Below are 25,129 nucleotides of genomic sequence, written 5' to 3'. Positions count from 1 at the left end.
GCCATCCGTGCGGACGCCCCGGCTCACATCGGCGGCCGCCGGTGGGCTGTCCCGCGGCTCGGGTGCTGCGGGGAGGAGAAGTCCGGCCGGGTGTAGCCCAGGTGCGGCATGCGCGGACCGGTGGTGGGCGCGGCGGGCGGCGGCACGACGGCCCGCCCGGCCAGCGCGTCGTCGAGAAAGGGCAGCAACCCGCGGTCGAGCAGGGCGCGCTGCCACGCGTCTCGGGCCCCGGCGACCTCCGGCGGGAGGGAGTCGGGCGCGTCCCGGATCGCGGTGGAGCCGTCGCGCAGCGCGGTGATCAGCAGGCCGATGCCGCCGAGCACGATCGAGGCGGCGGTCACCGCGGCGAAGAACCAGCCCGCGGTGCGCAGCGGCGCGGCGATCCCCGGCTCCGGGGACACCGCCTGGAGCGCGTATCCGATCAGCAGGAAGATCAGTGCCGCGGCGCCGGCGAGCAGCGGTGTGAGCACGGCCAGCACCGCGAGGAAGCCGGCGCCGGAGCCGGCGCGGTCCGCGACGCCCATCGCCGCGTAGCTGAACGCGCGGCTGTCGCGGGCGCGGGCGGACTCGCGTACCGCCTCGCGGCTGTCGGCCCGGACCCGGCGGTACGCCTCGTACTCCTCGGCGGCCCGGGCGCTGATCGACTCGGCGGCGGCGAGCGCCATGGTGCGCAACTGCTCGGCGTTCAGCGGGGCGCCGGGCGCGCGGTCATCGGCCCTCTGGGCCTCGACGCCGTCCAACGCGATGCGCAGCGCCTCGTCGAGGACGTGCTCGAAGTCCGGGCGGTCCTCGGTGAGCAGGTGTGGAGCGCTGGTCATGTGCATCCCCCGATGCTCCGACTCTCCGCGTGCGGCCGGTGTTCCACGTGGAACATCCGCCTTCTGCCGGATACCCGGAGAGCGGTGGGACTACGGATACAGCCGATGGTAGGGCGGTACCCGGGGCCTTGACAGGGCGCAACCAGGAAATGTGGAAGCTATCCCACCAGCGGGAGTTGGGCAACGAGCAACCGGCCGTCCATCGTGACGCCGCCGTCCATCGCGACCGCGAGGTTCTCCGCGTAGACCATGGGTCCCTGGACCACGGGCGCGGCCGACTCGCCGTCCGCGAGCGGTTCCCCGCCCTCGCCGAGCAGGTAGGGGATCGGGCTGTGCCCGTGGACGACCCGCTCGCCTCCGTAGGTGCCGAGCATCTCGCGGGCCGCTTCGGCGCCGCCGTCGCCGCGGAAGGCGAACCGCTTGGTGAACTTGCGGAACAGGTCCCAGCATTCGTCGGCGTCGGCGCGCTGGAGCACACCGGTGACCGCGTCGTTCATCTCCTCGATGCTGCGGCCGTAGTCGAGGTAGGCGGTGGTGTCGGAGTGCAGCAGCAGGTGGCCGTCGGTGAGATGGGCGGCGTCGAGCCGGGAGATCCAGGTCAGGTGCCGGTCCTCCAGCCGCTCCATGTCCGACGGCTGGCCGCCGTTGAGCCGCCAGGCGGCGAGGAAGGAGGCGGTGCCCCCGGTGGAGTTGACCGGGGTGTCGCCGAACCGGTGGGCGCCCAGCAGCAGCAGTTCGTGATTGCCCATCAGAGCGCGGCAGTAGCCGCCGGCCGCCGCGGCCTCGGCGGACAGCTGCATCACCAGCTCGATCACGCCGATGCCGTCCGGGCCGCGGTCGGTGAAGTCCCCGAGGAACCACAGCCGGGCGCTGCCCGCCGACCAGTGGCCGTCCTCGTCGACGAGCCCCGACTCCCGCAGGGCGGCGAGGAGTTCGTCGAGGTAGCCGTGCACGTCACCGACCACGTAGAGCGGGCCGGGGCGCTCGCCCGGCAGCGCGGCGTCGCCGATCACCGGCAGGTCGTGGGCGGTGGGGGTGTAACCCGGCGGCACCAGCGGGGTGTCGGGGCGGGTCGGTTCGTAGCCGGGCGGAGCCGCGACCGGTGCCGGGGCGGCAGGGGCCGCGGGCGGCGGTGCTCCCTCGTAGCCGGCCGGGGCCGGCTGGTAGCCCGGTTCGTACCCGGCGGACGGCTGGAAGTCGGGCGCCGTCCCGTAGCCGGGCGCGGGCTCGTACCCGGTGTCGGGCTCATGCCCCTGACCTGCCCCCTGAGTCATCGACCCCTCCACGCTCGCGCCGCCATCCGCCCATCATAGGAATGCGGCTGGCGCGTTGTGACATACCCAGGCACCTCGTTTTCGTGGGCCTCGGACAAACCGCCACGTAGTCACCCGGCCGGGCGTGTCGGATCACGGCTGATCACGCCTCCCCGCGGGCCGGGCCGCGCGGCGGGCTGACAGTGGTGCGGTGTGCCCGCCGCTGCGAGGACGCCCGGACGATCAACTCGGTGGGCATGACCTGCTGTACGGGGTGGCTGGGTCCGATTCCCTCGATCGCGTCGATCAGCAACTGGACGACGGCGGTGCCGATCCGCCGGGGTTGCAGCGACAGCGTGGTGATCGGCGGGTCGGTGCCCGCGTAGCCGCCGCTCTCGCTGCAGCAGACCAGCAGCAGGTCGTCGGGGACGCGCAGGCCGTAGCGGCGGGCGGCGGCGAGCAGGTCGGTGCCGTTGGGGTCGAAGAGGCCGTGCACGGCGTCCGGGCGGTCCGGGCGGGCGAGTAACCGGTCGGCGGCCACGGCCCCGGCGCACGGGTCGTGGGCGGGGTACGCCTCGTACACCGGCTCCTGGCCGACGCGTTCGCACCACTCCAGGTAGGCGGTGGTGGACAGCCGGGTGTACGTGTCGGTGCTGGTGCCGGTGAGCAGGCCGATCCGCCGGGCCCCGGCCGCGGACAGGTGGTCGAGGATGCCGAGGACGGCCTCCTCGTGGTCGTTGTCGACCCAGGCGTGCACCGGCAGGCTGCCGGCCGGGCGGCCGTCGCTGACCACCGGCACGCCCTGCCGGACGAGTTCGGCCACCAGCGGGTCCTGGTCGGACGGGTCGATGACCACGGTGCCGTCCAGCGCCACGTTGCCCCACACGTCGTGCCGGGAGGACGCGGGCAGGATGACCAGGGCGTAGCCGCGGGCCAGTGCCGCGGAGGTGGCGGCTCTGGCCATCTCCGCGAAGTACGCGAACTCGGTGAAGGTGAACGGTTCTTCGCCGTATGTCGTCACTGTCAGGCCGATCAGGCCCGATCTCCCGGTGCGCAGCGTGCGGGCGGCGGCCGACGGGCGGTAGCCCAGCCGGTCGGCGACCTCGCGGACGTGGCGCCTGGTGCTGTCGGGCAGTCGGCCCTTGCCGTTGAGCGCGTCGGAGACAGTCGTGATCGAGACACCGGCGGCGGCGGCGACGTCTCTGATCCCCGCGCGTTCCAGCCGGCGTCCGACGGGGCGGCTCGCCTGGTGATTCCCTGCTGCTGTCATGGCGAGCCGATAGTAGGGCGGCACTGGTCCGTACGGCTTCCGGCGACGTGGCCCCCGTGCAGAACAGTTTCTGCAAGATCGAAAGCCGTATGCGAGGTGGAATATGCAGGCGGCAGGGCGGTCGGTCGAGGCGGATGGCGGCCGCGGGCGGCCTTCGCCCGGCCATTGGCCCGCCGCTATCGACCTCGGCAACTCACTCCTACGGGGGACGTGCGCCAGGGCGCGCACTACCAGCGCACTTCGCGGCGGCACGCACCTGCCGGGTGGTGCGGCCGCCCTCGTAGGGTGGGCGCATGACCACCCCGAAGCTGCGCGCGGAACTGGACGGCATCCCGACGTACAAGCCCGGGCGACCCCCGGCAGCGGCGGAGGGCGGCGCGTCGCGGCCCGCCTTCAAGCTGTCCTCGAACGAGAACCCGTATCCCCCGCTGCCCGGCGTCCTGGAGGCGGCGGCCACCGCCGCGGCCTCCTTCAACCGCTACCCCGACCTGTCCTGCGCTGCGCTGACCGCGGAGCTGGCGACGAGGTTCGACGTGCCGGCCGGGCACCTCGCCACCGGCACCGGATCGGTCGGCGTGGCCCAGCAACTGCTGCAGATCACCTCGGGGCCGGGCGACGAGGTGATCTACGCCTGGCGCTCCTTCGAGGCGTACCCGATCGTCACCCAGATCAGCGGTGCCCGGGCGGTGCAGGTGCCGCTGGACGCGGCGGAGGTGCATGACCTGGACGCCATGGCGGACGCGATCACCGAGCGGACCCGGCTGATCTTCGTCTGCAACCCGAACAACCCGACCGGGACCGTGGTGCGCCGGGCGGCGCTGGAGCGCTTCCTGGACCGGGTGCCGTCGGATGTGCTGGTCGTCCTGGACGAGGCGTACCGGGAGTTCAACACCGACCCCGACGTGCCCGACGGCGTCGACCTGTACCGGGACCGCTCCAATGTCGCGGTGCTGCGCACCTTCTCCAAGGCGTACGGCCTGGCGGGCCTGCGGATCGGCTTCGCGATCGCGCACGACCCGGTGGCCGAGGCGCTGCGGAAGACCGCGGTGCCGTTCGGGGTGAGCCAGCTCGCGCAGGACGCGGCGATCGCCAGCCTGCGGGCCGAGGCGGCGCTGCTGGAGCGGGTCGAGGGACTGGTCGCGGAGCGCACCCGGGTCGCCGCGGCCCTGGCCGGCCAGGGCTGGACGGTGCCCGAGACGCAGGCGAACTTCGTGTGGCTGCGGCTGGGGGAGCGCACCGGGGACTTCGCGGCGGCCTGTGAGCGGGCGGGCGCGACGGTACGGCCGTTCGCGGGCGAGGGGGTGCGGATCTCCGTCGGGGAGACCGAGGCGAACGACATCGTGCTGCGGACCGCGGAGGAGTTCCGCAAGGAGCTGTAGCGGTTCGCCCGGGTCCCGGTGCCGCGTCCTGGCACCACGTCCCGACACCGGCTCCGGGCAGAAAAGTATGCTGACCTGCCGATTCGCCCCCTCTCACCCCCCCGGTGGAAGGGGGCGAACGCATGTGCGCGATACTGCTTGTGAATGAGTTCACGTTCACAAGCAGAACGCGTATCGGCAGCAAAGGAGACGTATCGTGCAGCTCGCACTGGAGCCACTGAGCGTCGCCAGGTGGCAGTTCGGCGTGACGACCGTCTACCACTTCCTCTTCGTCCCCCTGACGATCTCGCTCTCCGCGCTCACCGCCGGACTGCAGACCGCCTGGGTGCGCACCGGCAAGGAGAAGTACCTCGGGGCCACCAAGTTCTGGGGCAAGCTCTTCCTGATCAACATCGCCATGGGCGTCGTGACCGGGATCGTGCAGGAGTTCCAGTTCGGCATGAACTGGTCGGACTACTCGCGCTTCGTGGGCGACGTCTTCGGCGCCCCGCTGGCCTTCGAGGCGCTGATCGCGTTCTTCTTCGAGTCGACCTTCATCGGCCTGTGGATCTTCGGCTGGGACAAGCTGCCCAAGCGCATCCACCTCGGCTGCATCTGGATGGTGTCGATCGGCACCATCCTTTCCGCGTACTTCATCCTGGCCGCCAACTCCTGGATGCAGCACCCGGTCGGCTACCACTACAACCCGAAGACCAAGCGGGCCGAGCTCACCGACTTCTGGCAGGTCCTCACCCAGAACACCGCGCTCGCCCAGTTCTTCCACACCATGTCCGCGGCCTTCCTCACCGGCGCCGCGTTCATGATCGGCATCGCCGCCTACCACCTGGCCCGCAAGCAGCACATCGCGGTGATGCGCTCCTCGCTGCGGATGGCGCTGGTCGTCGCGGTGGCCGCCGGCGCGCTCACCGCGATCAGCGGCGACACCCTCGGCAAGGTGATGTTCAAGCAGCAGCCGATGAAGATGGCCGCGGCCGAGGCGCTGTGGGACGGCCAGAGCGGCGCGCCGTTCTCCGTCTTCGCGGTCGGCAACGTGAACAAGGGGCACAACGAGGTCGCCATCGACATCCCCAACCTGCTCTCCTTCCTCGCCACCGACGACTTCACCAGCTACGTCGGCGGCATCAACGACGTGAACAAGGCCGAGCAGCAGAAGTACGGCCCCGGCGACTACCGGCCGAACATCCCGGTCGAGTACTGGGGCTTCCGCTGGATGATCGGCTTCGGCGTGGTCTCCATCGGAGTCGGCGCGGCCGGGCTGTGGCTGACCCGGCGCCGCTTCTGGCTCGCGCCGGACCGGCGCACCGGGGAGGACGAGGTGCCGCACCTGATGCTCACCCGCACGGTCGGGCTCGGCGCACGGCTGTCCCCCTGGTACTGGCGGATCGCGCTGCTGACCATGCTCTTCCCGCTGGCCGCCAACTCCTGGGGCTGGATCTTCACCGAGACCGGCCGCCAGCCCTGGGTGGTCTACGGGGTGCTGCGCACCAAGGACGCGGTCTCCCCCGGGGTCTCCGTCGGCTACGTGCTGACCTCGCTGATCGTCTTCACCGCGCTGTACGGGCTGCTCGCCGTGGTCGAGGTCCGGCTGCTGGCGAAGTACGCCAAGCAGGGACCGCCCGAGCTGACCGAGGCCGACCTGAACCCGCCGACCCGGATCGGCGGCGGGCCCGGCGGCAGCGCCGGCGAGGCCGCGGACGCCGACCGGCCGATGGCCTTCTCGTACTGACGGACTGACGGATCGACGACGGAAGGGAAGGGACAGACATGCACCTGCACGACGCGTGGTTCGTCATCATCGCCGTCCTGTGGACGGGCTACTTCTTCCTGGAGGGCTTCGACTTCGGGGTCGGCGTCCTCACCAAGCTGCTCGCCCGCGACCGCACCGAGCGGCGGGTGCTGATCAACACGATCGGGCCGGTGTGGGACGGCAACGAGGTGTGGCTGCTCAGCGCGGGCGGGGCGACCTTCGCGGCCTTCCCGGACTGGTATGCCACCCTCTTCTCCGGCTTCTACCTGCCCCTGCTGCTGATCCTGGTCTGCCTGATCGTGCGCGGGGTCGCCTTCGAGTACCGCGCCAAGCGGCCCGAGGAGCGCTGGCAGCGGAACTGGGAGCACGCGATCTTCTGGACGTCGCTGCTGCCCTCGGTGCTGTGGGGCGTGGCCTTCGCGAACATCGTGCGGGGCGTCAAGATCGACGCGCACCAGGAGTACGTCGGCACCCTCGGGGACCTGCTCGGCGGCTACGCGCTGCTCGGCGGGCTGGTCATGCTGGCGCTGTTCACCTTCCACGGCGCGGTGTTCACCGCGCTCAAGACGGTCGGGCCGATACGCGAGCGGGCGCGGGCGCTGGCCACCAGGATCGGCCTGGTCACCGCGGTGCTCGCAGCGGTCTTCCTGGTCTGGACGCAGCTGCACAGCGGCGGCGGCCGCAGCCTGCCGGCCCTGGTCGTCGCGCTGGCCGCGCTGCTCGCCGCGCTCGGGACCAACCGGGCCGGGCGCGAGGGCTGGTCGTTCGCCCTGTCCGGGGTGACGATCGCCGCCACCGTCGCGATGTTCTTCCTCACCCTCTTCCCGGACGTGATGCCCTCCTCGCTCAACGGCGCGTGGAGCCTGACCGTCGGCAACGCGTCCGCCACTCCGTACACGCTGCGGATCATGACCTGGTGCGCTGCCATCGCCACGCCGCTGGTGCTGCTCTACCAGGGCTGGACGTACTGGGTGTTCCGCAAGCGGATCGGCACCCAGCACATCGCGGAAGCGGCGCACTGACCATGTCCGGCCCGGTCGGGCCCGGTGCGTCGGTGTTCCACGTGAAACACGAAAGGGGATGTTCCACGTGAAACCGGTCGACCCTCGGCTGATGACATACGCGCGGACCACCCGGGTCTTCCTCGCCGGTGCGGTGCTGCTGGGCCTGGCGGGGGCCGGGCTGGTCGTCGCCCAGGCGGTGCTGATCGCCGACGTGGTGGTCGGCGGCTTCCAGCAGGGCCGCGGCGCGGGCGCGCTGCGCGGCGACCTGATCGCGCTGGCCGCCGTGGCGGTGGGGCGGGCGCTGGTGGCCTGGCTCACCGAGCTGTGCGCGCACCGGGCCGGCGCGGCGGTCAAGTCCCAGCTACGGCAGCGGCTGCTGGCCCACGCCACCGCGCTCGGCCCGAACTGGCTGACCGGGCGGCGCAGCGGCGAGCTGACCACGCTCGCCACCCGCGGTGTGGACGCGCTCGACGACTACTTCGCCCGCTACCTGCCCCAACTCGGCCTCGCCGCGGTGGTGCCGCTGGTGGTGCTGGCCCGGATCGCGACCGCGGACTGGATCTCCGCGCTGACCATCGTGGTGACACTGCCGCTGGTGCCGCTGTTCATGGTGCTGGTCGGGTGGGCGACCCGGGACCGGATGGACCGCCAGTGGCGGCTGCTGGCACGGCTGTCCGGCCACTTCCTCGACGTGGTCGCCGGTCTGCCCACGCTGAAGGTCTTCGGCCGGGCGAAGGCGCAGGCCGACAACATCCGGAAGATCACCGACGACTACCGCCGGGCAACCCTGCGTACCCTGCGGATCGCCTTCCTCTCCTCCTTCGTGCTGGAGCTGCTCGCCACGATCTCGGTCGCGCTGGTCGCCGTCGGCATCGGCATGCGGCTGGTGCACGGCGAACTCGACCTGCGCACGGGCCTGCTGGTGCTGGTGCTCGCCCCGGAGGCGTATCTGCCTCTGCGGCAGGTAGGGGCGCAGTACCACGCGGCGGCCGAGGGGCTGGCGGCGGCGGAGGAGGTCTTCGAGGTGCTTCAGACCGCGCTGCCGGGCGCGCCTGCCGAAGGCGGCGGCCGGGTGGCGGCCCCCGACCTGCGGACGGCCACCATCAGCGTCGAGGACGTGGAGGTGGCACGCGACGGGCAGTTGGGGCCCACCACGCTGGAGCTCGCGCCCGGCCGGACGGTCGCCGTCACCGGGCCGAGCGGCGCGGGCAAGTCCACGCTGCTTCGGGCCCTGCTCGGGTTCGTCGAGCCCTCCGCCGGGCGTATCACGGTGGACGGGATCGACCTCGCCGACATCGACCGCGCGTCCTGGCACCGGCAGATCGCCTGGGTGCCGCAGCGGCCGCACCTGTTCGCCGGGACCGTCGCGGAGAACGTGCGGCTGGCCCGGCCCGACGCGAGCGACGCGGACGTACGGTCCGCGCTGGCCGCCGCGGGCGCGGGCGGGTTCGCGGCCCCGGACGACGCCATCGGCGAGGACGGCGCCGGGCTGTCGGCCGGCCAGCGCCAGCGGCTCGCCCTGGCCCGCGCCTTCCTCGCCGACCGGCCGCTGCTGCTGCTCGACGAGCCCACCGCGAACCTCGACGGGGACACGGAGGCCGAGGTCGTGGAGGCCCTGCGCGAACTGTCCGCCACCCGCACGGTGCTGCTCGTCGCACACCGCCCCGCTCTGCTGCCCCTCGCCGACGACGTCCATCCGATAGGTGCGGACGCGCCCGCGCGGCCGGTTCCGGCCGCCGCCCGGGAACTCCACCGGGCCGCCGGGCCGGCCGGAGCAGGGCAGCAGCCGTCCGGGGCGCCGGACGGGGCGGCCGCAGGCGCGGCGGAAGCCGAACCGCACATCGGCGGCAAACGGCGCGGCGGTGCCGGCGGCGTCCGCGGCTTCGTCCAGGCCGGCGAGGCCCGCGGATTCCGGGCCCGGTTCGCCGGGGCCTGCGCACTCGGCGTGCTCGCGCTGGGCTGCGCGGTCGGCCTGATGGGCACCTCGGGCTGGCTGATCAGCCGCGCCGCCCAGCAACCGCCGGTGCTCTACCTGATGGTCGCCGTCACCGCGACCCGCACCTTCGGCATCGGCCGCGCCGCGTTCCGGTACGGGGAGCGGCTGATCGGCCACGACGCGGTCTTTCGGGCGCTCGGCGGCGTACGGGTGGCCGTCTTCCGCCGGCTGGAGCGGCTGGCACCCGCCGGGCTCGGCCGTACCGGCCGCGGCGACCTGCTCTCACGGCTGGTCGCGGACGTGGACGGCGTGCAGGACCACTACCTGCGCTGGCTGCTGCCCGCCGTGACCGCGGCCGTGACCGGGCTCGGTGCGGCCGCCTTCACCGGGTGGCTGCTGCCCGCGGCCGGTGCCGTCCTGGGCGCCGGGCTGCTCGTCGCGGGTGTCGGCGTGCCGACGCTGTCGGTCGCGGTGGCCCGGCGGACCGAGGACCGGTTGGCGCCCGCCAGGGGCGAGCTGTCCACCCGGGTGCTCGGGCTGTTCACCGGCACCGCCGAACTGACCGTGGTCGGCGCCCTGCCCACCCGCCGCGCGGGGGCCGCGGAAGCCGACCTCGCGCTGCGCCGGATCACGGCCCGCTCGGCCGCCGCCACGGCGCTCGGCGCCGGGCTCACCGCGCTGGTCACGGGCCTGACGGTGACCGGGTGCGCGTGGGTCGGTGTGCGGGCGGTGGCCGCCCACCAGCTGCACGGCGTCCTGCTCGCCGTCCTGGTGCTGCTGCCGCTCGCCGCCTTCGAGGCCGTCGCGGGCCTGCCGCTCGCCGCCCAGCAGCGGCAGCGCAGCCGCCGGACCGCCCAGCGGGTGCGCGATGTGCTGGACGCGCCGCTGCCCGTACGGGAGCCGGAACGGCCGCAGCGCGCGCCGGAGGCACCGTATCCGCTGGTGCTGCGCGGGCTGACCGCGTCCCACCCGGGGCAGTCGCGGCCCGCGCTGGAGGGCGTGGACCTGACGTTGTCACCCGGACGCCGGATCGCGGTCGTCGGGCCGTCGGGGGCGGGCAAGACGACGCTGGCGCACGTGCTGCTGAGGTTCCTCGACGCCGAGCGCGGCACCTACACCCTGGCCGGGCAGGACGCCGCGGCGCTGGACGGCGACGACGTACGGCGGCTGGTCGGGCTGTGCGCGCAGGACGCGCACGTCTTCGCCAGCACCGTGCGGGAGAACCTGCGGCTGGCCCGACCCGGCGCACCCGACGCCGAACTGCGGGAGGCACTGGCCGCCGCGCGGCTCGACCTCGACCTGGACACGGAGGTCGGGGAGCACGGCGCCCGGCTGTCCGGCGGCATGCGGCAGCGGCTGGCGCTGGCCCGCGCGCTGCTGGCCGACTTCCCCGTGCTGGTGCTCGACGAGCCCGCCGAGCACCTGGACCTGCCCACCGCCGACGCCCTCACCGCGGACCTGCTGGCGGCCACCCGCGGCCGTACGACCCTGCTGATCACCCACCGCCTGGCCGGGCTCGCGGACGGCGCCGTGGACGAGATCCTGGTGCTGTCCGGCGGACGGGTGGTGCAGCGCGGCGGGTACGCCGAACTGGCCGCAGTCGACGGGCCCTTCCGCCGGACCCTGGAACGGGAGCGCCGAGCCGAGGACAGCGCGCGGACGGCCGCGGAGCCGGTGGGCGTGTAGCTCCGCGGCGCTGCTGGCCGGGGCCTACGGGAGGCGGTTCTCCCCGCCGTCCCCGCTGTCCCGGTCGGCGCGGTCATCCCGGTCGGCGCGGGCCGCGAGCAGGCGCTCGATGACGCGGGCCACACCGTCGTCGTTGTTGGACTCGGTGCGGTACGTGGTGGTGGCCAGCACCCGCGGATGGGCGTTGGCGACCGCGTACGACAGGCCCGCCCAGCTCAGCATGGCCAGGTCGTTCGGCATGTCCCCGAAGGCGACCACCTCGGCGGCGGTCACCCCGCGTTCGGCGCAGCACTTGGCCAGGGTGGTGGCCTTGCTGACGCCCGTACCGCTGATCTCCAGCAGCGCGGACTCGCTGGAGCGGGTCACCTCGCCGTGCCGGCCGACGAGCGTGTGCGCGGTGGCCAGGAACTCGTCCGGGTCGAGGGAGGGGTGCTTGGCCAGCAGCTTCAGCAGCGGCTGCTCGCGGTCGGAGGCGAGCAGCTCCTCGATGTCCGCGCGGGCCGCGGAGCCGTCCGCCTCGATCTGCGGATAGCCGGGCTCGCGCCGGAAGCAGAAGGTGCGCTCGACCGCGAAGGTGGTACCGGGAATCGCCGCACGCAGCGCGTGCGCGATCGCCAGCGCGTCGTCCTCGGGCAGCGGGAACGCCTCGATCAGCGTGCCGGCCCGCAGGTCGTAGACCGCGGCACCGTTCGCTGCGATGGCCATGCCGTGCCCGGCGAGGTGCTGTGCGACCACGCCCATCCAGCGCAGGGGGCGGCCGGTGACGAAGAAGACCTCGACGCCTGCGTCCTCGGCGGCGGCCAGGGCGGCGGTCGTCCGCTGCGAGATCGTCTTGTCGTCCCGCAGCAGCGTGCCGTCCAGATCGGTGGCGATCAGCCGCGGTCCGGGGTCGGCGAAGGTCTTTTCGGAAGTCTGGCGGTGGTGCAGGTCGAGTTGCTCGTGCTGGCTGTGCCGTTGGTGCTCGCCCTGCTCAGCGGGCCGTCCTGGCCGGCTCTGCTCGGGCGCCGTCCTGGGGTCCGGGTGGGCCTCGGGCCGGTGGTGGGCGTCGGAGGACTCGGCTGGCTCGGTGGCTGGGGTCACTGCCCCATCCTTCCGCACCGCAACCTTGTCCCGCTCGGGGGTGCGCAGATCCGCTCAGCGGAGCCGCTGTTTCAAGCCGTGTGTCAGGTGGATCGACGGGTCAAGCGCGCTGTCGCGTTGGCTGCGTGCGAGGTGCCGTGTGGTCCGGTCCGGCGGACCGGGCGCGAAGTACGCGGGGCGTGCACGGGGTGCGTCCAGCCGGGGCGTCCGACCGGGGCGTTCAGGCGGCGCGGGTGAACAGTTCGCGGGTGGCCTTGGCGCCGGACCGACCGGTGTAGTTCGCGCGGTGCGCGCGGGCACCGCGGTCGGTGGCGGAGGCAGCGGCGGCAGTGGCGGCCGCGGGGGCGCCGGCCGCGGTAGCGAGGGCACTGAGATCGCCGAACCCGTCGAGGCCGTCGAGGTCGTCGGCGGTGCGCAGGCTGCGGGCACTGGGCGAGGTGCCGTGGGCCTCGGCACCGATGCGCTGCTTCATCGTGGGCGGCAGCGTTCGGCCGCGGCTGCGGCGCACCAGGCGCGATTCGGCAGGGCGCGGTGCGGGGACGCGGGCCGCGCGTGCCTGCCCGCGGCTCGGCGGTGTGGCCGGTGCGTGCGCGGGTGCTCCGGCGGCCACCTCCTCCCGGGTCCTCGCCGCGACCTGCGCGACCTGCGCGACCTGCGCGGCGGGGGCGGTCGGGGCGGTCGGGGCGGCGTCGGCGGCGACGGCCCGCCCGCGGGCGGCGGCACGGTCCGCGGTGGTGAATCCGAGTGCGGCGATGCACTTGAGCAGCACGCTGAGCAGCGCGCCCCAGAACGTCTTGATGTCGGCAGCCATCGACCTCTCGCTTCCTGGCTCGTATCCGGTGAACTGACTAATCCGATGATGCGGAAGCGAGCACACAAATCATGGCGCCGCACCTCGGGATCGGTGATATTCACATCAACGCCACTCGGATGGGGCAATCACGGCATCGCGGGCGGTCGCGAGCGGTTGCGAGCGGTTGCGAGCGGTTGCGGGTCAGGCGGCGGATCTGGTGTCGGACCGGGCGGCGGGGTCTCAAGCGGTGTGCGCCCGCCGGGCGGTCGCGGCGACCCACCCGGCCGCCGTGAGCAGCCAGGCCGCGACCGCGATCCACAGCAGCACGCTGCTGACGCCGTGCAGCCAGCCGACATGGGCCGCCTGCCCGGTGGACAGCCCCGCGACGGCAGTCATGCCCAGCGGGAAGACCGTGGACCAGCGGCGCAGGTCGTAGCCCGGGCGCGGCCGGACGAACTCGGCGCAGGCCAGCACCGCGTACCAGGCGAAGTCGAGCGCGAGCAGCACGAAGGCGGCCACGCGCAGGGCCTGGTGAACGCTGCCCGTCCACAGCGGCGAGGCGACGAGCTTCGACGCGGCGAGCGCGGAGATCGCCAGCGCACCGGCGGCCACCCACTGGTCGCCGTGGCCGGTGAACACCTGCCGGAAGTCGAAGCGGACCAGCGCCTCCCCGTACAGCAGCACTCCCAGGCAGCCGACCGCCAGCGCCGCGCGGGCCAGCCAGTCGCCGCGCCCGGCCAGCGCGAGGGTGCCGCCCAGCACCGCCAGGCCCTGGGTGGCGACGCACACCAGGAACGCCACGCCCGGCACCGGCCGCTTCCAGTGCCGCAGCACCGACACCAGCAGCCACGGCCAGGCGGCGGTCGCCACGGCCAGCAGCGCCAGGGCGAGGGACTGCCGGCCGGCCAGCGAGAGGCGGGTGCCGAGCACGCAGGTCGCCGCCACGGCGGTCAGCGCGGGCGGGTTCGCGGCGCTCGCCTGCCACCCGGCGCGGTCGTAGGCGAGTTCGAGGACGAAGGCGAGGGCCAGCACCAGCCACAGCGCGGCCGCGACGGCCAGCGCGACCGCGGACAGCACGCCGTAACCGGTCAGGCGCAGCCCCACCGACAGGATGCCGGTCGCCATCACGGCCGCGCCCGCGCCGGGCGGCACCGTACGCAGGCCCTCCAGCGCCCGTGCGACCGGGGAGCCGTGGGCGGGGCGGTGCGCCGCAGGTGTGCTCACCGTTTCATCGGATCGCACGGGGTGCCGCTACGCCACCTTGGGGGGCCGAAGGGAGGAACCCGAGCGCGTGGCGCCCGGACGGCGGGCGGGCATCGGCCAAGTTGGGAGGGCCGACACGGTGCGGCGGGACCGGCGGTTCGGCAGGCGGGCCGGCGGTCCGATCCGGAAGGGGCGGTATGCGCAGGAGCACGGACGGCTCGGGCCGCCACGACCAGGCGGCGCCCGCCCGGCAGTCGGCCGGCGGCGGACCCGGCGGCGGCCGACCCGGCGACGGCGGACCCGGTGAGCAGGGCCCCGGCGAACAAGGCCCTGGCGAGCCCGGCGCCCTCCTGCTCCGCGCCGGCCGCCACTTCCGGCGCGGCCGGACCGCGCCCGACCTGCACAGCGAGCGCCTCGAAGGAGGCCGTGAGGGCGACCGCTTCTACCGCGACCGCTGGAGCCACGACAAGGTCGTCAACTCCACCCACGGCGTGAACTGCACCGGTTCCTGCCGCTGGAAGGTGTACGTCAAGGACGGCATCATCACCTGGGAGACCCAGGGCACCGACTATCCGACGACCGGACCGGACCGCCCCGAGTACGAGCCCCGCGGCTGCCCGCGCGGCGCCGCGTTCTCCTGGTACACCTACTCGCCGACCCGCGTCCGCTACCCCTACGTCCGCGCGGTGCTGCTGGAGATGTACCGGGAGGCGCGGGAACGGCTCGGCGACCCCGTGCTCGCCTGGGCCGACATCCAGGCAGACCCCGGGCGCCGCCGCCGCTACCAGCAGGCCCGCGGCAAGGGCGGCCTGGTGCGGGCGCGGTGGGAGGAGGCCGTCGAGATCGTCGCGGCGGCCCATGTGCACACCATCAAGGAGTACGGCCCGGACCGGGTGGCCGGCTTCTCGCCGATCCCGGCGATGTCGATGGTCTCGCACGCGGCGGGCGCCCGCTTCATGTCGCTGATCGGCGCCCCGATGCTGTCCTTCTACGACTGGTACGCGGACCTGCCGGTGGCCTCGCCGCAGGTGTTCGGCGACCAGACGGACGTACCGGAGTCCGGCGACTGGTGGGACGCCGCTTATCTGATGATGTGGGGCTCCAACGTCCCCGTCACCCGCACGCCCGACGCGCACTGGATGGCCGAGGCCCGCTACCGGGGCCAGAAGGTCGTCGTGGTCGCACCGGACTACGCCGACAACGCGAAGTTCGCCGACGAGTGGCTGCACCCGCACCCGGGGACGGACGGGGCGCTGGCGATCGGCATGGGCCACGTGGTGCTGAAGGAGTTCTTCGTCGACCGGCAGGTGCCGTTCTTCACCGACTACGTGCGCCGCTACACCGATCTGCCGTTCCTCGTCACGCTGACCGGGCACGAGGGCGGGGGCGAAGCAGGCGGCGGCGGGTATGTGGCGGACAAGTTCCTGCGGGCGGCCGACCTGGAGGCCGGCGGCGGCGCAGAGCCCGATGCCGATGCCGACGCAGAACCCGATGCTGCTGCCGATGCCGATGCCGCTGCCGCTCAGTGGAAGACCGTCGTCTGGGACGGCGCGACCGGCCGTCCCGCGGTCCCCGGCGGCTCCGTCGGCTTCCGCTGGACCGCCTCCGGCCAGGGCCGATGGAACCTCGACCTCGGCGCGGTCGAACCGGCGCTGACCCTGCTCGACGTCGAGGGCGCCGTCCCCGTCGAGGTGCTGCTGCCCCGCTTCGACACGGACGGCGGCGCGCACGGGCAGGGGCGCGGCTCCGTCGTACGCCGCGGGGTGCCCGCCCTCCGGCTGCCCGGCGGGCGCCTGGTCACCACCGTCCACGACCTGCTGCTCGCCCAGTACGGGGTCGGCCGCGCCGGACTGCCCGGCGACTGGCCCGCCTCGTACGAGGACCCGGACACCCCGGGCACCCCCGGCTGGCAGCAGGTCCATACCTCGGTGCCGGCCGCGGCCTGCGTCCGTATCGCGCGGGAGTTCGCGGCCACCGCCGAGCGGTCGAAGGGCCGCTGCATGATCCTGATGGGCGCGGGCACCAACCACTGGTTCCACTCCGAGACGATCTACCGCGCCTTCCTCGCGCTGCTCCAGCTCACCGGCTGCCAGGGCCGCAACGGTGGCGGCTGGGCGCACTACGTCGGCCAGGAGAAGACCCGCCCGTCGACGGGATGGGCGACTCTCGCCGGCGCCGCCGACTGGTCCCGGCCGCCCCGGCAGGCGATCGGCACCGCCTACTGGTTCCTGCACACCGACCAGTGGCGCTACGACCGCTTCCCGGCCGATGTGCTCGCTTCGCCGCTCGGCCGGGGCCGGTTCGCCGGGATGACCGCCGCGGACTGCCTCGCCCAGGCCACCCGGGCCGGCTGGATGCCGTCCTACCCGACGTTCGACCGCAACCCCCTCGACCTCGGGGACGCCGACGACCCGGTCCGCTCGGCCGTCGACGAACTGCGCGCGGGCACGTTGAAGTTCGCGGGCGAGGACCCGGACGCCCCGCGCAACTGGCCGCGCGTGCTCACCTTGTGGCGCGCCAACCTGCTGGGCTCTTCCGCCAAGGGCGCGGAGTACTTCACCAAGCACCTGCTCGGCACGCACTCCTCGTTGCGCGCGCAGGAGGCGGACCCCGAGGTCCGGCCGCGCGACGTCGTATGGCACGAGCAGGCGCCCGAGGGGAAGCTCGACCTGCTGCTGTCGCTGGACTTCCGGATGACCTCCTCCACGCTGCTGTCCGACATCACGCTGCCCGCCGCGACCTGGTACGAGAAGCACGACCTGTCCAGCACGGACATGCACCCCTACGTGCACGCGTTCTCGCCGGCCATCGACCCGCCCTGGCAGACCCGTACCGACTTCGACTCCTTCCACGCGATCGCGGCGCGGTTCAGCGAGCTGGCCGCCGGGCACCTGGGCACCCGGCGGGACCTGGTGGCGACCGCGCTCCAGCACGACACGCCCGCGGAGACCGCCCAGCCCGGCGGGCTCGCGCTGGACTGGCGGCGCGGGGAGTGCGAGCCGGTGCCCGGCGTCACCATGCCGGGGCTGACCGTCGTGGAGCGCGACTACACCGCGATCGCCGCGAAGATGGCCGCGCTCGGACCGCTCGCGGAGGAACTCGGGCTGCCCGCCAAGGGGCTGGCACTGCGCCCGGACACCGAGATCGAGGTGCTGCGGGCACTCAACGGCGCGGTCACCGGCGGCGGCCCGGCGGGCGGGCGGCCGCTGCTGGACACCGCGGCCAAGGCGGCCAACGCGATCCTGGCCCTGTCCGGCACCACCAACGGCCGCCTCGCCGTCCAGGGCTTCCGCACCCTGGAGAAGAAGACCGGCCAGGCCATGGCGCACCTGGCGGCCGACAGCGAGGCGCGGCGGATCACGTACGCCGACACGCAGACCGCGCCGGTGCCGGTGATCGCCTCCCCGGAGTGGTCCGGCAGCGAGGCCGGCGGGCGGCGCTACAGCCCCTTCACCCAGAACGTCGAGCAGCTCAAGCCGTGGCACACCCTCACCGGCCGCCAGCAGTTCTTCCTCGACCACGACTGGATGCACGAACTCGGCGAGGCACTGCCGGTCTACCGGCCGCCGCTGGACATGCACCGGCTCTTCGGCGAACCCGCCCTCGGCCCGGACGGCCGACGGGAGGTGACGGTCCGCTACCTCACCCCGCACAACAAGTGGTCCATCCACTCCGAGTACCAGGACAACCTGTTCATGCTGTCGCTCTCGCGCGGCGGTCAGGTGATCTGGATGGCGCAGCAGGACGCCGAGGCGATCGGGGTGCGCGACAACGACTGGATCGAGGCGGTCAACCGCAACGGTGTCGTCGTCGCCCGCGCGATCGTCTCGCACCGGATGCCGGCCGGCACCGTGTATATGCACCACGCCCAGGAGCGCACCGTCGCCGTCCCCCGGGCGCAGTCCACCGGCCGCCGCGGCGGCACCCACAACTCGCTCACCCGGCTGCTCCTCAAACCGACCCACCTCATCGGCGGCTACGCCCAGTTGAGCTGGGCCTTCAACTACCTCGGCCCGACCGGCAACCAGCGGGACGAGGTCACCGTGATCCGCCGCCGCCCCCAGGAGGTGACGTACTGATGCGGGTCATGGCGCAGGTCGCGATGGTGATGAACCTCGACAAGTGCATCGGCTGCCACACGTGTTCGGTCACCTGCAAGCAGACATGGACCAACCGGCGCGGCATGGAGTACGCCTGGTTCAACAACGTGGAGACCAGGCCGGGGCAGGGCTACCCGCGGCGCTGGCAGGACCAGGACCGGTGGCGGGGCGGCTGGCGGCTCAACCGCCGCGGCCGGCTCACGCTGCGGGCCGGCAGCCGGGTCGCGCGGCTGGCGAACATCTTCGCCAGCCCGGTGCTGCCGGGCATCAAGGACTACTACGAGCCGTGGACGTACGACTACGCCAACCTCGTCAACGCGCCGCTGGGCGAGGACTATCCGGTGGCAGAGCCGCGCTCGCTGCTCACCGGAAAGCCGATGAAGATCGAGTGGAGCGCCAACTGGGACGACGACCTTGGGGGGTCGGTCGAGCACGCCGACGCGGACCCGGTGGCGGCGGGCGCACGGCCGGGTGCGGGTGCGGGTGCGGGTGCGAGCGTAGGCGCGGGCGTAGGCGAGGGCGCGGGCGCGGATGCGGGGCAGGCCGCGCGGGATCAGCAGGCCGCGCGGGTCGCCGAGAAGGTGCGGACATCCTTCGAGGAGACCTTCATGTTCTACCTGCCGCGGATCTGCGAGCACTGCCTTAACCCGGCGTGCGTCGCCTCCTGCCCCTCCGGCGCCCTCTACAAGCGCGAGGAGGACGGCATCGTCCTGGTCGACCAGGACCACTGCCGCGGATGGCGGCAGTGCGTGACGGGCTGCCCCTACAAGAAGATGTACTTCAACCACCGCACCGGCAAGGCCGAGAAGTGCACCTTCTGCTATCCGCGGATCGAGATCGGGCTGCCCACGGTGTGCTCCGAGACGTGCGTGGGCCGGCTGCGCTACCTCGGGGTCGTGCTGTACGACGCGGACGCGGTGACGGCCGCCGCCTCGGTGCCGGCCGAGCACGACCTCTACCGGGCGCAGCTCGGTGTGTTCCTCGACCCGGAGGACCCGGAGGTGCGGCGGGCGGCCGAGCTCGACGGCATCGCGTACGACTGGATCGAGGCGGCCCGCCGCTCCCCGGTGCACGCGCTGATCAGCCGCTACCGGGTGGCGCTGCCGCTGCATCCGGAGTACCGGACGCTGCCGATGGTCTGGTACATCCCGCCGCTGTCGCCGGTGGTGGAGGCGCTGACCGGGACGGGCTTCGACGGGGAGGACGCGGGCAACCTGTTCGGCGCGATCGACGCCCTGCGCATTCCGGTGGAGTACCTGGCCGGGCTGTTCACGGCGGGCGACCCGGCGCCGGTGCGGGCGTCGCTGGAGAAGCTCGCCGCGATGCGCGCGCACATGCGGGCGATCAACCTCGGTGACGCCGAGGCGGGTTCGCGGTCGGACGCGGCCGACGCGGTCGGCATGAGCGGACCGCAGATCGAGGAGATGTACCGGCTGCTGGCCATCGCCAAGTACGAGGAGCGGTACGTCATCCCGACCGCCGCCATGGGCGACGCGCGGCGGCTGGAGGAGTCGGCGCTGCCGGCGGAGTGCTCGCTGGACGGCGAGGGCGGCCCGGGAATGGGAGGCGGCCTGGGGCCGTTCGGCGAGGACTCCGGGCGGCGGCAGCTCCCGCTGGTCAGCCTGGAGAGCTTCCACGCGCTGCGCAGACGGCAGACCAGCGACGACGAGGGGGAGCGGTGAGCGCGCCGGCGATGGCGGCCGCGCGGCCGATCCCGTACCGGGCGGCGGTGCTGTACCAGGCGGCTGCGCGGCTGCTGGCCTACCCGGACACGGAGCTGGCCGGTGAGCTGCCGCTGCTTCGGGAGGCGCTGCGGGCGGTGGGGACGCCGGAGGCGGAGGCGCTGCTGCCGGTGGTGGCGTATCTCGCGGGGGACGGGTCGGCGGGGGTGGCCGAAGCGGCCGGGCAGGGGTCGGGAGTGGCGGAAGCGGCTGGGCAGGGCTCGGGGGCCGAAGAGGCGGCGCGGGGCCCGGAGGTGGCGGCCGCGCCGGCGGACCTGTCCGGCCTGGCGGCCGCGTACGTCGCCACCTTCGACTTCACCAGCCGCCACTGCCTGCACCTGACCTGGTGGACCGAGGGCGACACCCGGCGCCGCGGTGCCGCGCTGGTCCGCTTCAAGGAGCACTACCGCCGGTACGGCATGGACCCGGTGGATGGTGACCTGCCCGACTTCCTGCCGGTGGTACTGGAGTTCAGCGCGGCCACCCGCACCGACGCGCTGCTGCGCGAGCACCGGCCCGCCCTCGAACTGCTGCGGCTGGCCCTGACCGAGAACGGCACGCCCTACGCCCGAGTGCTGGAGGCCGTGTGCGGCACGCTGCCCGGCGCCTCCCCGGCGGACCGGGCGCAGGCGATGGCGATGGCCCGCGGGGGACCGCCGAGCGAGGAGGTGGGGCTGGTGCCGTACGGCCACCTCGGACTGCTGCCGCTGCTGACCGACCGATCGGAGAGCCGCTGATGAACACCCTGCTGTGGGGCGCCCTGCCGTACGTCGCCTTCGCGCTGCTGGTCACCGGCCTGATCTGGCGGCACCGCTACGACACGTTCGGCTGGACCACCCGCTCCTCGCAGATCTACGAGTCCCGGCTGCTCTCGGTGGCGTCGCCCGTCTTCCACTACGGCATCCTGTTCGTGCTCGCCGGCCACCTCCTGGGGCTGTTCGTACCGGCGTCCTGGACCGACGCGATCGGTGTCGACGAGCACGTCTACCACCTGCTCTCGCTGATCGGCGGCACCCTCGCGGGCCTGCTGGCGATCGTCGGCATCGCGCTGCTGGTCTACCGGCGCCGCACCAACGCGCCGGTGCTGCTGGCGACCACCCGCAACGACAAGTTCATGTACGTCCTGCTGCTCGGCGAGATCGCGATGGGCCTGTACGCCAAGCTCACCAACTCCTCCTTCAGCCACGGGTACGACTACCGCACCACGATCGCGCCCTGGGCCCGCAGCCTCTTCACGCTCGACCCCAGCACCGACCTGATGGCCGGTGCGCCGCTGACGTACCGCATCCACGCGGTCATCGGCATGGTGCTGATCGCGGTGGTGCCGTACACGCGCCTGGTGCACATGTTCAGCGCGCCGGTGCAGTACCTCTTCCGCCCCTACCTCGTGTACCGCAGCCGCGGCCCGCTCACCGAGCAGCCGCAGCCGCGGGGTTGGGACCGCGTGGACGCGTGACGCCGTGCGGCCCCCGACTCGTCTCCGCTGAACGACCCGTGCTCGTCCTCGTATCTCCGCAGGCCGGCCCCGAGCAGCTGGATGCCGAAGTACTCGGCGAAGGCGGCCCGGGGGTAGGAGGACATGGCGCCGGAGACGAGCCATGCGCCGGGCACCGGTGCCAGGGCTACCAGCCGGGCGCCGACGAAGCCTCCTTTCGTGACCCCGCGGAAGGACGCACGCCCGGCGTTGGTGTGGGTCCGGTGTTCCAGGTCGTCCAGCAGGTTGGGCAGGAGCAGGCAGTCACCGTCCTTGCCCCGTACCTCGAAGATCCCCTCCACCGGGTCACGCCACGCCAGGACCATCTGCCGGTCCGTGTCGGACAGGTCCGGCCCTCCCCGAACGCTACGAGGTCTTCCTTCAGTTCGGCGCTACGTCGTAGGACCGGTGCGAGATCGGTGACGGTGCTCATGTCGTCCTCCGCCGCGCCTCGCCGCCTGTCCGGGTCGCTCCAGGACGGTCGTGGCGAACGGAACGGCCAGGTACTCGTCGATGACCGCCAGGAATCCGTTGACCGCCTCGACCTCGTCGAACGTCTCAACGGTCGCTTTCTCGATCAGCGCGTCCAGTTCGGCGGTGCCGCGTGTGCTCATCTCAGCCGCGGTAGCGAGCCGATGCGCGCTTCGTCGTCCGCTTCCACGAGACTGCCGTCGTGGTACGGCCATGTGTTGTCGCCACTGGTACGGGGTTCGTTGCTCGTAAGGTCATGCCTATGCGACTGAGCACTGTGATCCTGCCGATCTACCGCTGGGCCGAGGGGCGGAAGGTGTGGGAGGGGGCGGAGGAGCTGGGCTTCCACGCGGCCTACACCTACGACCACCTGTCGTGGCGGGTCCCGTTCCGGGACCGGACGTGGTTCGGGGCGATCCCGACCCTGACCGCCGCCGCCGGGGCGACCACCTCCATCCGCCTGGGCACCCTCGTGACCTCGCCGAACTTCCGGCATCCGGTTCCGCTGGCGAAGGAGCTGATGACCCTGGACGACGTCAGCGGCGGGCGGGTGACGCTGGGGATCGGGGCCGGCGGGACCGGCTTCGACGCCTTGGTGCTCGGGCAGGAGGCATGGTCGCCGCGCGAACGGGCCGACCGGTTCGCGGAGTTCGTCGAACTGCTCGACCGGCTGCTCAGCCAGGGCGACATCACCTTCGGGGGCAGCTACTACTCGGCGGTCGAGGCACGCAATATCCCCGGCTGCGTGCAGAGTCCGCGGCTGCCGTTCGCCGTGGCGGCCACCGGGCCACGCGGCATGAAGCTGGCCGCGAAGTACGGCCAGGCATGGGTGACCACGGGCGACCCGGCGCTCTACGAGACGGGGACCCCGCAGCAGTCGCTGGCGGCGATCCGGGACCAGGTCGAACGGCTCGGCTCGGCGCTGCGCGACGCCGCCCGCGACCCGGCCGGGGTGCCCAAGGTGCTGCTGACCGGTTTCACCCCGGACCGGGCCGCCCCGTTCAGCTCGCTGGACGCCTTCGTCGACTTCGCCGGGCGGCACCTCGAGGCCGGGATCGACGAGATCGTCATGCACTGGCCGATCCCCGACTCCGACTTCGGCTACGACCACGCGATCTTCGAGCAGATCGCCATCGAGGCGCCCGGGCAGCTCGGCTGATACCGCTCGGCGCCGGCCAGGGACGTACGGCGCCGGGGGTCATGGTGCGGCTGCCCGCCCGGCCAGCGCGTCCATCCGGCGGGCGGCCGCCTCACGGTCGGCGGCCGCCGCGACGAACTCCGCGATGCGCTCCGCACCCACCAGGTCCCGTACGGCGCCGACGGTGGTGGCGGGCAGCAGGACGGAGACCGGCTCGGACGCGGCACGAGGTGCAGCGGCGGGGGCGGGCTGCGGCGTTGGGGCCGGTGGGGGTACAGGGGCCGGCGGGGGCGCGGGTGCGGGCTGCTGCTCGGGTGCTGCCGACTGCAGGGCGGCGTCGCCCAGGTGGCGCCGGATGTGCTCGGTGGCCCGCAGCCGCATCGCGCGCGCCAGTTCGGCGTCCACGGTCTGCTGGGCGAGCGGGCGCAGCCGCCGGATGAGGTCGATCGCCTCGGTGGCGTCCTCCGCCGTCGGCGGGTGCTGGAGGAAGCGCTGGAAGACGTGCTCGGTGGTGAACTCCAGGAACCGCTCGGAGATGTGCTCGACCTGGCCGCGCACTTCCTGCAGATGCCCGGTGATCGCGGACAGCGGCACCCCGGCGCGGTGCAGCTCGGCGGCGACGGCCAGTTCGCTGGGGCTCGGTGCCAGAAACTCGTCGTCATGCCCGGGCACCGCCTCCAGGACGCCCAGCCGCAGCGCCTCCTCGACCGCCCCCAGGTCCATCACCCCGCCGAACGACTCGGTCAGCTCCGCCAGTGCTATCCGGGCCGGCGACTCGTCGGACCACGGCCGGTCCACCTCCCCGACCAGCCCGAGCACGCCGCCGAGCCCGGTCCCGGAGTCCCAGGCGGCGAGCAACTCCTTGATGCTGGCCAGCGTGTACCCGCGCTCCAGCAGGTCGGCGATCTGCCGCAGCCGGACCAGGTGCGTGCCGTCGTAGACATTGGCCCGGCCCTGCCGCCCGGGTTTGGGCAGCAGGCCGCGGTCGGTGTACGCCCTGATGGTGCGGACCGTGGTGCCGCTGAGGCGGGACAACTCCTCGATCCGGTAGGCGCGCTGCTCTTCCGCGGTGGTCACGGTCGTGCTCCTCGCTGCTGTGCGGTGCGATGGGTCAGGAGGCGGCGGGCCGTCCCGCCGCTTGGTCGCGGGCGGTCGTCCCGGCGACGGCCTGCGCGGCCGGGGATATCGCCAGGTAGTCCACCGCCTTGTGCAACGACCCTTCCTGCGACGGATGGTACGACCGGCGCAGGTAGCGGGGCATGGCCGCGTGCAGCGAGGCCCAGGAGGGGACCAGGCCGCGGCGGGCGGCGGCGCGGTGGTCCTTGAAGCGGTAGCGCCCCTGCGCCAGCTGCGGGTCGTTTCGCAACAGGTACCGGGCGCCGGCCACCCACAGGTAGAACAGGGTGGGCCAGGCCAGCGCCATCCCCTCGGCCCGGCGCAGATAGCGCACCGCGCCCTTGCCACCGGTGTGCTGGTACATGTCGAAGGCGACCGAGCGGTGCTCGACCTCCTCGGCGCCGTGCCAGCGCAGCAGGTCGAGCATGACCTCGTCGCTGCCCGCGTCGTCGAGCGCCTCCGAGTCCAGTATCCAGTCGCCCAGCACCGCGGTGAAGTGCTCGATCGCCGCGATCAGCGACAGCCGGAAGCGCAGCCACTCGCGGCGCGGCACCGGCAGGCCCCACGGCGGCCGCTCGCCCAGCAGCACGTCGAACATCCACTCCACATGCCGGGTGTAGGACGCGGTGTCGAGCTGCTGCTCGGTCAAGTGCTCCAGCACGTAGGCGTGTTGGACGCTGTGCGTGGCCTCCTGCCCCATGAAGCCCTTCACGTCCTTGAGCAGGCGCTCGTCGGTGATCAGCGGCAGGGCTTCCTTGAACACCTTCACGAACCACCGCTCGCCCGCGGGCAGCAGCAGATGCAGCACGTTGATCACGTGGGTCGCGGTCGGCTCGCCCGGAATCCAGTGCAGCGGCGTCTGCTTCCAGTCGAAAGTGACCCGGCGGGGTTTGATCGCATGGCTCACGGGGTGTGGCCTCCTTACGGGGTTCTGCGGGTG

The 25,129-nt window shown here is 73.2% G+C and carries 19 protein-coding genes; 9 read left to right on the top strand and 10 right to left on the bottom strand.

Annotation, left to right across the window (positions count from 1 at the left end):
- Positions 1–23 precede the first annotated feature (23 nt).
- The 3 genes from AC3ERT_RS02705 to AC3ERT_RS02695 all read right to left on the bottom strand — a co-directional run bounded on the left by AC3ERT_RS02705 (position 24) and on the right by AC3ERT_RS02695 (position 3,341).
- Positions 24–818: a hypothetical protein gene (locus AC3ERT_RS02705; RefSeq protein ID WP_435172450.1), complete on the bottom strand. Its 795-nt coding sequence runs from the start codon at positions 816–818 to the stop codon at positions 24–26.
- A 158-nt stretch (positions 819–976) separates the two neighbouring features.
- Entirely contained in the window at positions 977–2,092 is a 1,116-nt protein-coding gene (locus AC3ERT_RS02700) for a metallophosphoesterase (protein ID WP_335971706.1), read from the bottom strand.
- Positions 2,093–2,234: 142 nt separating this feature from the next.
- Complete coding sequence (locus AC3ERT_RS02695; protein ID WP_335971704.1) at positions 2,235–3,341, bottom strand: LacI family DNA-binding transcriptional regulator; 1,107 nt, start codon at positions 3,339–3,341, stop codon at positions 2,235–2,237.
- A 293-nt stretch (positions 3,342–3,634) separates the two neighbouring features.
- Between AC3ERT_RS02695 and hisC the strand changes: the two genes are divergently transcribed.
- The 4 genes from hisC to cydD all read left to right on the top strand — a co-directional run bounded on the left by hisC (position 3,635) and on the right by cydD (position 11,093).
- A complete protein-coding gene (hisC, locus tag AC3ERT_RS02690) occupies positions 3,635–4,720 on the top strand; it encodes a histidinol-phosphate transaminase (RefSeq protein ID WP_435172448.1) in 1,086 nt (361 codons plus the stop codon).
- Between the two features lie 196 nt (positions 4,721–4,916).
- Positions 4,917–6,446, top strand: coding sequence for a cytochrome ubiquinol oxidase subunit I (locus AC3ERT_RS02685; RefSeq protein WP_335971700.1), 1,530 nt, complete (start codon positions 4,917–4,919; stop codon positions 6,444–6,446).
- 38 nt (positions 6,447–6,484) lie between these two features.
- On the top strand, positions 6,485–7,489 hold the full coding sequence (cydB, locus tag AC3ERT_RS02680) for a cytochrome d ubiquinol oxidase subunit II (protein ID WP_435172446.1): 1,005 nt from the start codon (positions 6,485–6,487) through the stop codon (positions 7,487–7,489).
- A gap of 58 nt (positions 7,490–7,547) precedes the next feature.
- Positions 7,548–11,093 carry a thiol reductant ABC exporter subunit CydD gene (gene cydD, locus AC3ERT_RS02675; RefSeq protein ID WP_435172445.1) on the top strand — a complete coding sequence of 1,182 codons (3,546 nt, stop codon included), beginning with the start codon at positions 7,548–7,550 and terminating at the stop codon, positions 11,091–11,093.
- Positions 11,094–11,117: 24 nt separating this feature from the next.
- Here the strand turns inward: cydD and AC3ERT_RS02670 are convergent, their stop codons facing one another.
- The 3 genes from AC3ERT_RS02670 to AC3ERT_RS02660 form a co-directional block, all read right to left on the bottom strand.
- Positions 11,118–12,020 (bottom strand): HAD family hydrolase, encoded by a 903-nt coding sequence (locus AC3ERT_RS02670; RefSeq protein WP_435172622.1) that lies wholly within the window; start codon positions 12,018–12,020, stop codon positions 11,118–11,120.
- Positions 12,021–12,393: 373 nt separating this feature from the next.
- The gene (locus tag AC3ERT_RS02665; RefSeq protein ID WP_435172442.1) at positions 12,394–12,984 is read right to left on the bottom strand and encodes a DUF6344 domain-containing protein; all 591 of its coding nucleotides are present in this window, start codon (positions 12,982–12,984) and stop codon (positions 12,394–12,396) included.
- A gap of 222 nt (positions 12,985–13,206) precedes the next feature.
- Entirely contained in the window at positions 13,207–14,190 is a 984-nt protein-coding gene (locus AC3ERT_RS02660; RefSeq protein WP_435172440.1) for a tellurite resistance/C4-dicarboxylate transporter family protein, read from the bottom strand.
- A gap of 176 nt (positions 14,191–14,366) precedes the next feature.
- Between AC3ERT_RS02660 and AC3ERT_RS02655 the strand changes: the two genes are divergently transcribed.
- Genes AC3ERT_RS02655 through narI form a run of 4 tightly spaced genes read left to right on the top strand, consistent with a single transcriptional unit; the run spans position 14,367 to position 21,446 of the window.
- Positions 14,367–18,248 (top strand): nitrate reductase subunit alpha, encoded by a 3,882-nt coding sequence (locus AC3ERT_RS02655; RefSeq protein ID WP_435127481.1) that lies wholly within the window; start codon positions 14,367–14,369, stop codon positions 18,246–18,248.
- Positions 18,248–19,951, top strand: coding sequence for a nitrate reductase subunit beta (locus tag AC3ERT_RS02650; RefSeq protein WP_435127483.1), 1,704 nt, complete (start codon positions 18,248–18,250; stop codon positions 19,949–19,951). The genes AC3ERT_RS02655 and AC3ERT_RS02650 overlap by 1 nt, the downstream gene beginning before the upstream one ends.
- Positions 19,948–20,727: a nitrate reductase molybdenum cofactor assembly chaperone gene (gene narJ / locus AC3ERT_RS02645; protein ID WP_435127485.1), complete on the top strand. Its 780-nt coding sequence runs from the start codon at positions 19,948–19,950 to the stop codon at positions 20,725–20,727. The genes AC3ERT_RS02650 and narJ overlap by 4 nt, the downstream gene beginning before the upstream one ends.
- Positions 20,727–21,446 (top strand): respiratory nitrate reductase subunit gamma, encoded by a 720-nt coding sequence (gene narI / locus AC3ERT_RS02640; RefSeq protein WP_335971684.1) that lies wholly within the window; start codon positions 20,727–20,729, stop codon positions 21,444–21,446. The genes narJ and narI overlap by 1 nt, the downstream gene beginning before the upstream one ends.
- On the opposite strand, the gene AC3ERT_RS02635 is transcribed toward narI, so the two are convergent.
- Positions 21,371–21,790, bottom strand: a complete 420-nt coding sequence (locus AC3ERT_RS02635; RefSeq protein ID WP_435127488.1) for a hypothetical protein — start codon at positions 21,788–21,790, stop codon at positions 21,371–21,373. The genes narI and AC3ERT_RS02635 overlap by 76 nt on opposite strands.
- Before the next feature lie 66 nt (positions 21,791–21,856).
- On the bottom strand, positions 21,857–22,078 hold the full coding sequence (locus tag AC3ERT_RS02630) for a hypothetical protein (protein WP_335971679.1): 222 nt from the start codon (positions 22,076–22,078) through the stop codon (positions 21,857–21,859).
- Between the two features lie 113 nt (positions 22,079–22,191).
- On the opposite strand from AC3ERT_RS02630, the gene AC3ERT_RS02625 reads away from it, so the two are divergent.
- Positions 22,192–23,094 (top strand): LLM class flavin-dependent oxidoreductase, encoded by a 903-nt coding sequence (locus AC3ERT_RS02625; protein ID WP_435127490.1) that lies wholly within the window; start codon positions 22,192–22,194, stop codon positions 23,092–23,094.
- Between the two features lie 39 nt (positions 23,095–23,133).
- On the opposite strand, the gene AC3ERT_RS02620 is transcribed toward AC3ERT_RS02625, so the two are convergent.
- Positions 23,134–24,150 (bottom strand): MerR family transcriptional regulator, encoded by a 1,017-nt coding sequence (locus tag AC3ERT_RS02620; protein WP_435127492.1) that lies wholly within the window; start codon positions 24,148–24,150, stop codon positions 23,134–23,136.
- Positions 24,151–24,184: 34 nt separating this feature from the next.
- Positions 24,185–25,096: a metal-dependent hydrolase gene (locus AC3ERT_RS02615; RefSeq protein WP_435127494.1), complete on the bottom strand. Its 912-nt coding sequence runs from the start codon at positions 25,094–25,096 to the stop codon at positions 24,185–24,187.
- Between the last annotated feature and the right edge of the window lie 33 nt (positions 25,097–25,129).

It is taken from the genome of Actinacidiphila sp. bgisy145 (assembly GCF_057708125.1).
This window is presented reverse-complemented; position numbering and strand designations above follow the sequence as displayed.

What these genes read in the sequence shown, in the direction of transcription:
- narI (WP_335971684.1), top strand. Translation starts at nt 20,727, where the DNA reads ATGAACACCCTGCTGTGGGGCGCCCTGCCGTACGTCGCCTTCGCGCTG.
- AC3ERT_RS02650 (WP_435127483.1), top strand. Translation starts at nt 18,248, where the DNA reads ATGCGGGTCATGGCGCAGGTCGCGATGGTGATGAACCTCGACAAGTGC.
- hisC (WP_435172448.1), top strand. Translation starts at nt 3,635, where the DNA reads ATGACCACCCCGAAGCTGCGCGCGGAACTGGACGGCATCCCGACGTAC.
- cydD (WP_435172445.1), top strand. Translation starts at nt 7,548, where the DNA reads ATGTTCCACGTGAAACCGGTCGACCCTCGGCTGATGACATACGCGCGG.
- AC3ERT_RS02630 (WP_335971679.1), bottom strand. Translation starts at nt 22,078, where the DNA reads ATGAGCACACGCGGCACCGCCGAACTGGACGCGCTGATCGAGAAAGCG.
- AC3ERT_RS02655 (WP_435127481.1), top strand. Translation starts at nt 14,367, where the DNA reads ATGCGCAGGAGCACGGACGGCTCGGGCCGCCACGACCAGGCGGCGCCC.
- AC3ERT_RS02665 (WP_435172442.1), bottom strand. Translation starts at nt 12,984, where the DNA reads ATGGCTGCCGACATCAAGACGTTCTGGGGCGCGCTGCTCAGCGTGCTG.
- cydB (WP_435172446.1), top strand. Translation starts at nt 6,485, where the DNA reads ATGCACCTGCACGACGCGTGGTTCGTCATCATCGCCGTCCTGTGGACG.
- AC3ERT_RS02635 (WP_435127488.1), bottom strand. Translation starts at nt 21,790, where the DNA reads ATGGTCCTGGCGTGGCGTGACCCGGTGGAGGGGATCTTCGAGGTACGG.
- AC3ERT_RS02695 (WP_335971704.1), bottom strand. Translation starts at nt 3,341, where the DNA reads ATGACAGCAGCAGGGAATCACCAGGCGAGCCGCCCCGTCGGACGCCGG.
- AC3ERT_RS02700 (WP_335971706.1), bottom strand. Translation starts at nt 2,092, where the DNA reads ATGACTCAGGGGGCAGGTCAGGGGCATGAGCCCGACACCGGGTACGAG.
- AC3ERT_RS02705 (WP_435172450.1), bottom strand. Translation starts at nt 818, where the DNA reads ATGACCAGCGCTCCACACCTGCTCACCGAGGACCGCCCGGACTTCGAG.
- AC3ERT_RS02625 (WP_435127490.1), top strand. Translation starts at nt 22,192, where the DNA reads ATGCCTATGCGACTGAGCACTGTGATCCTGCCGATCTACCGCTGGGCC.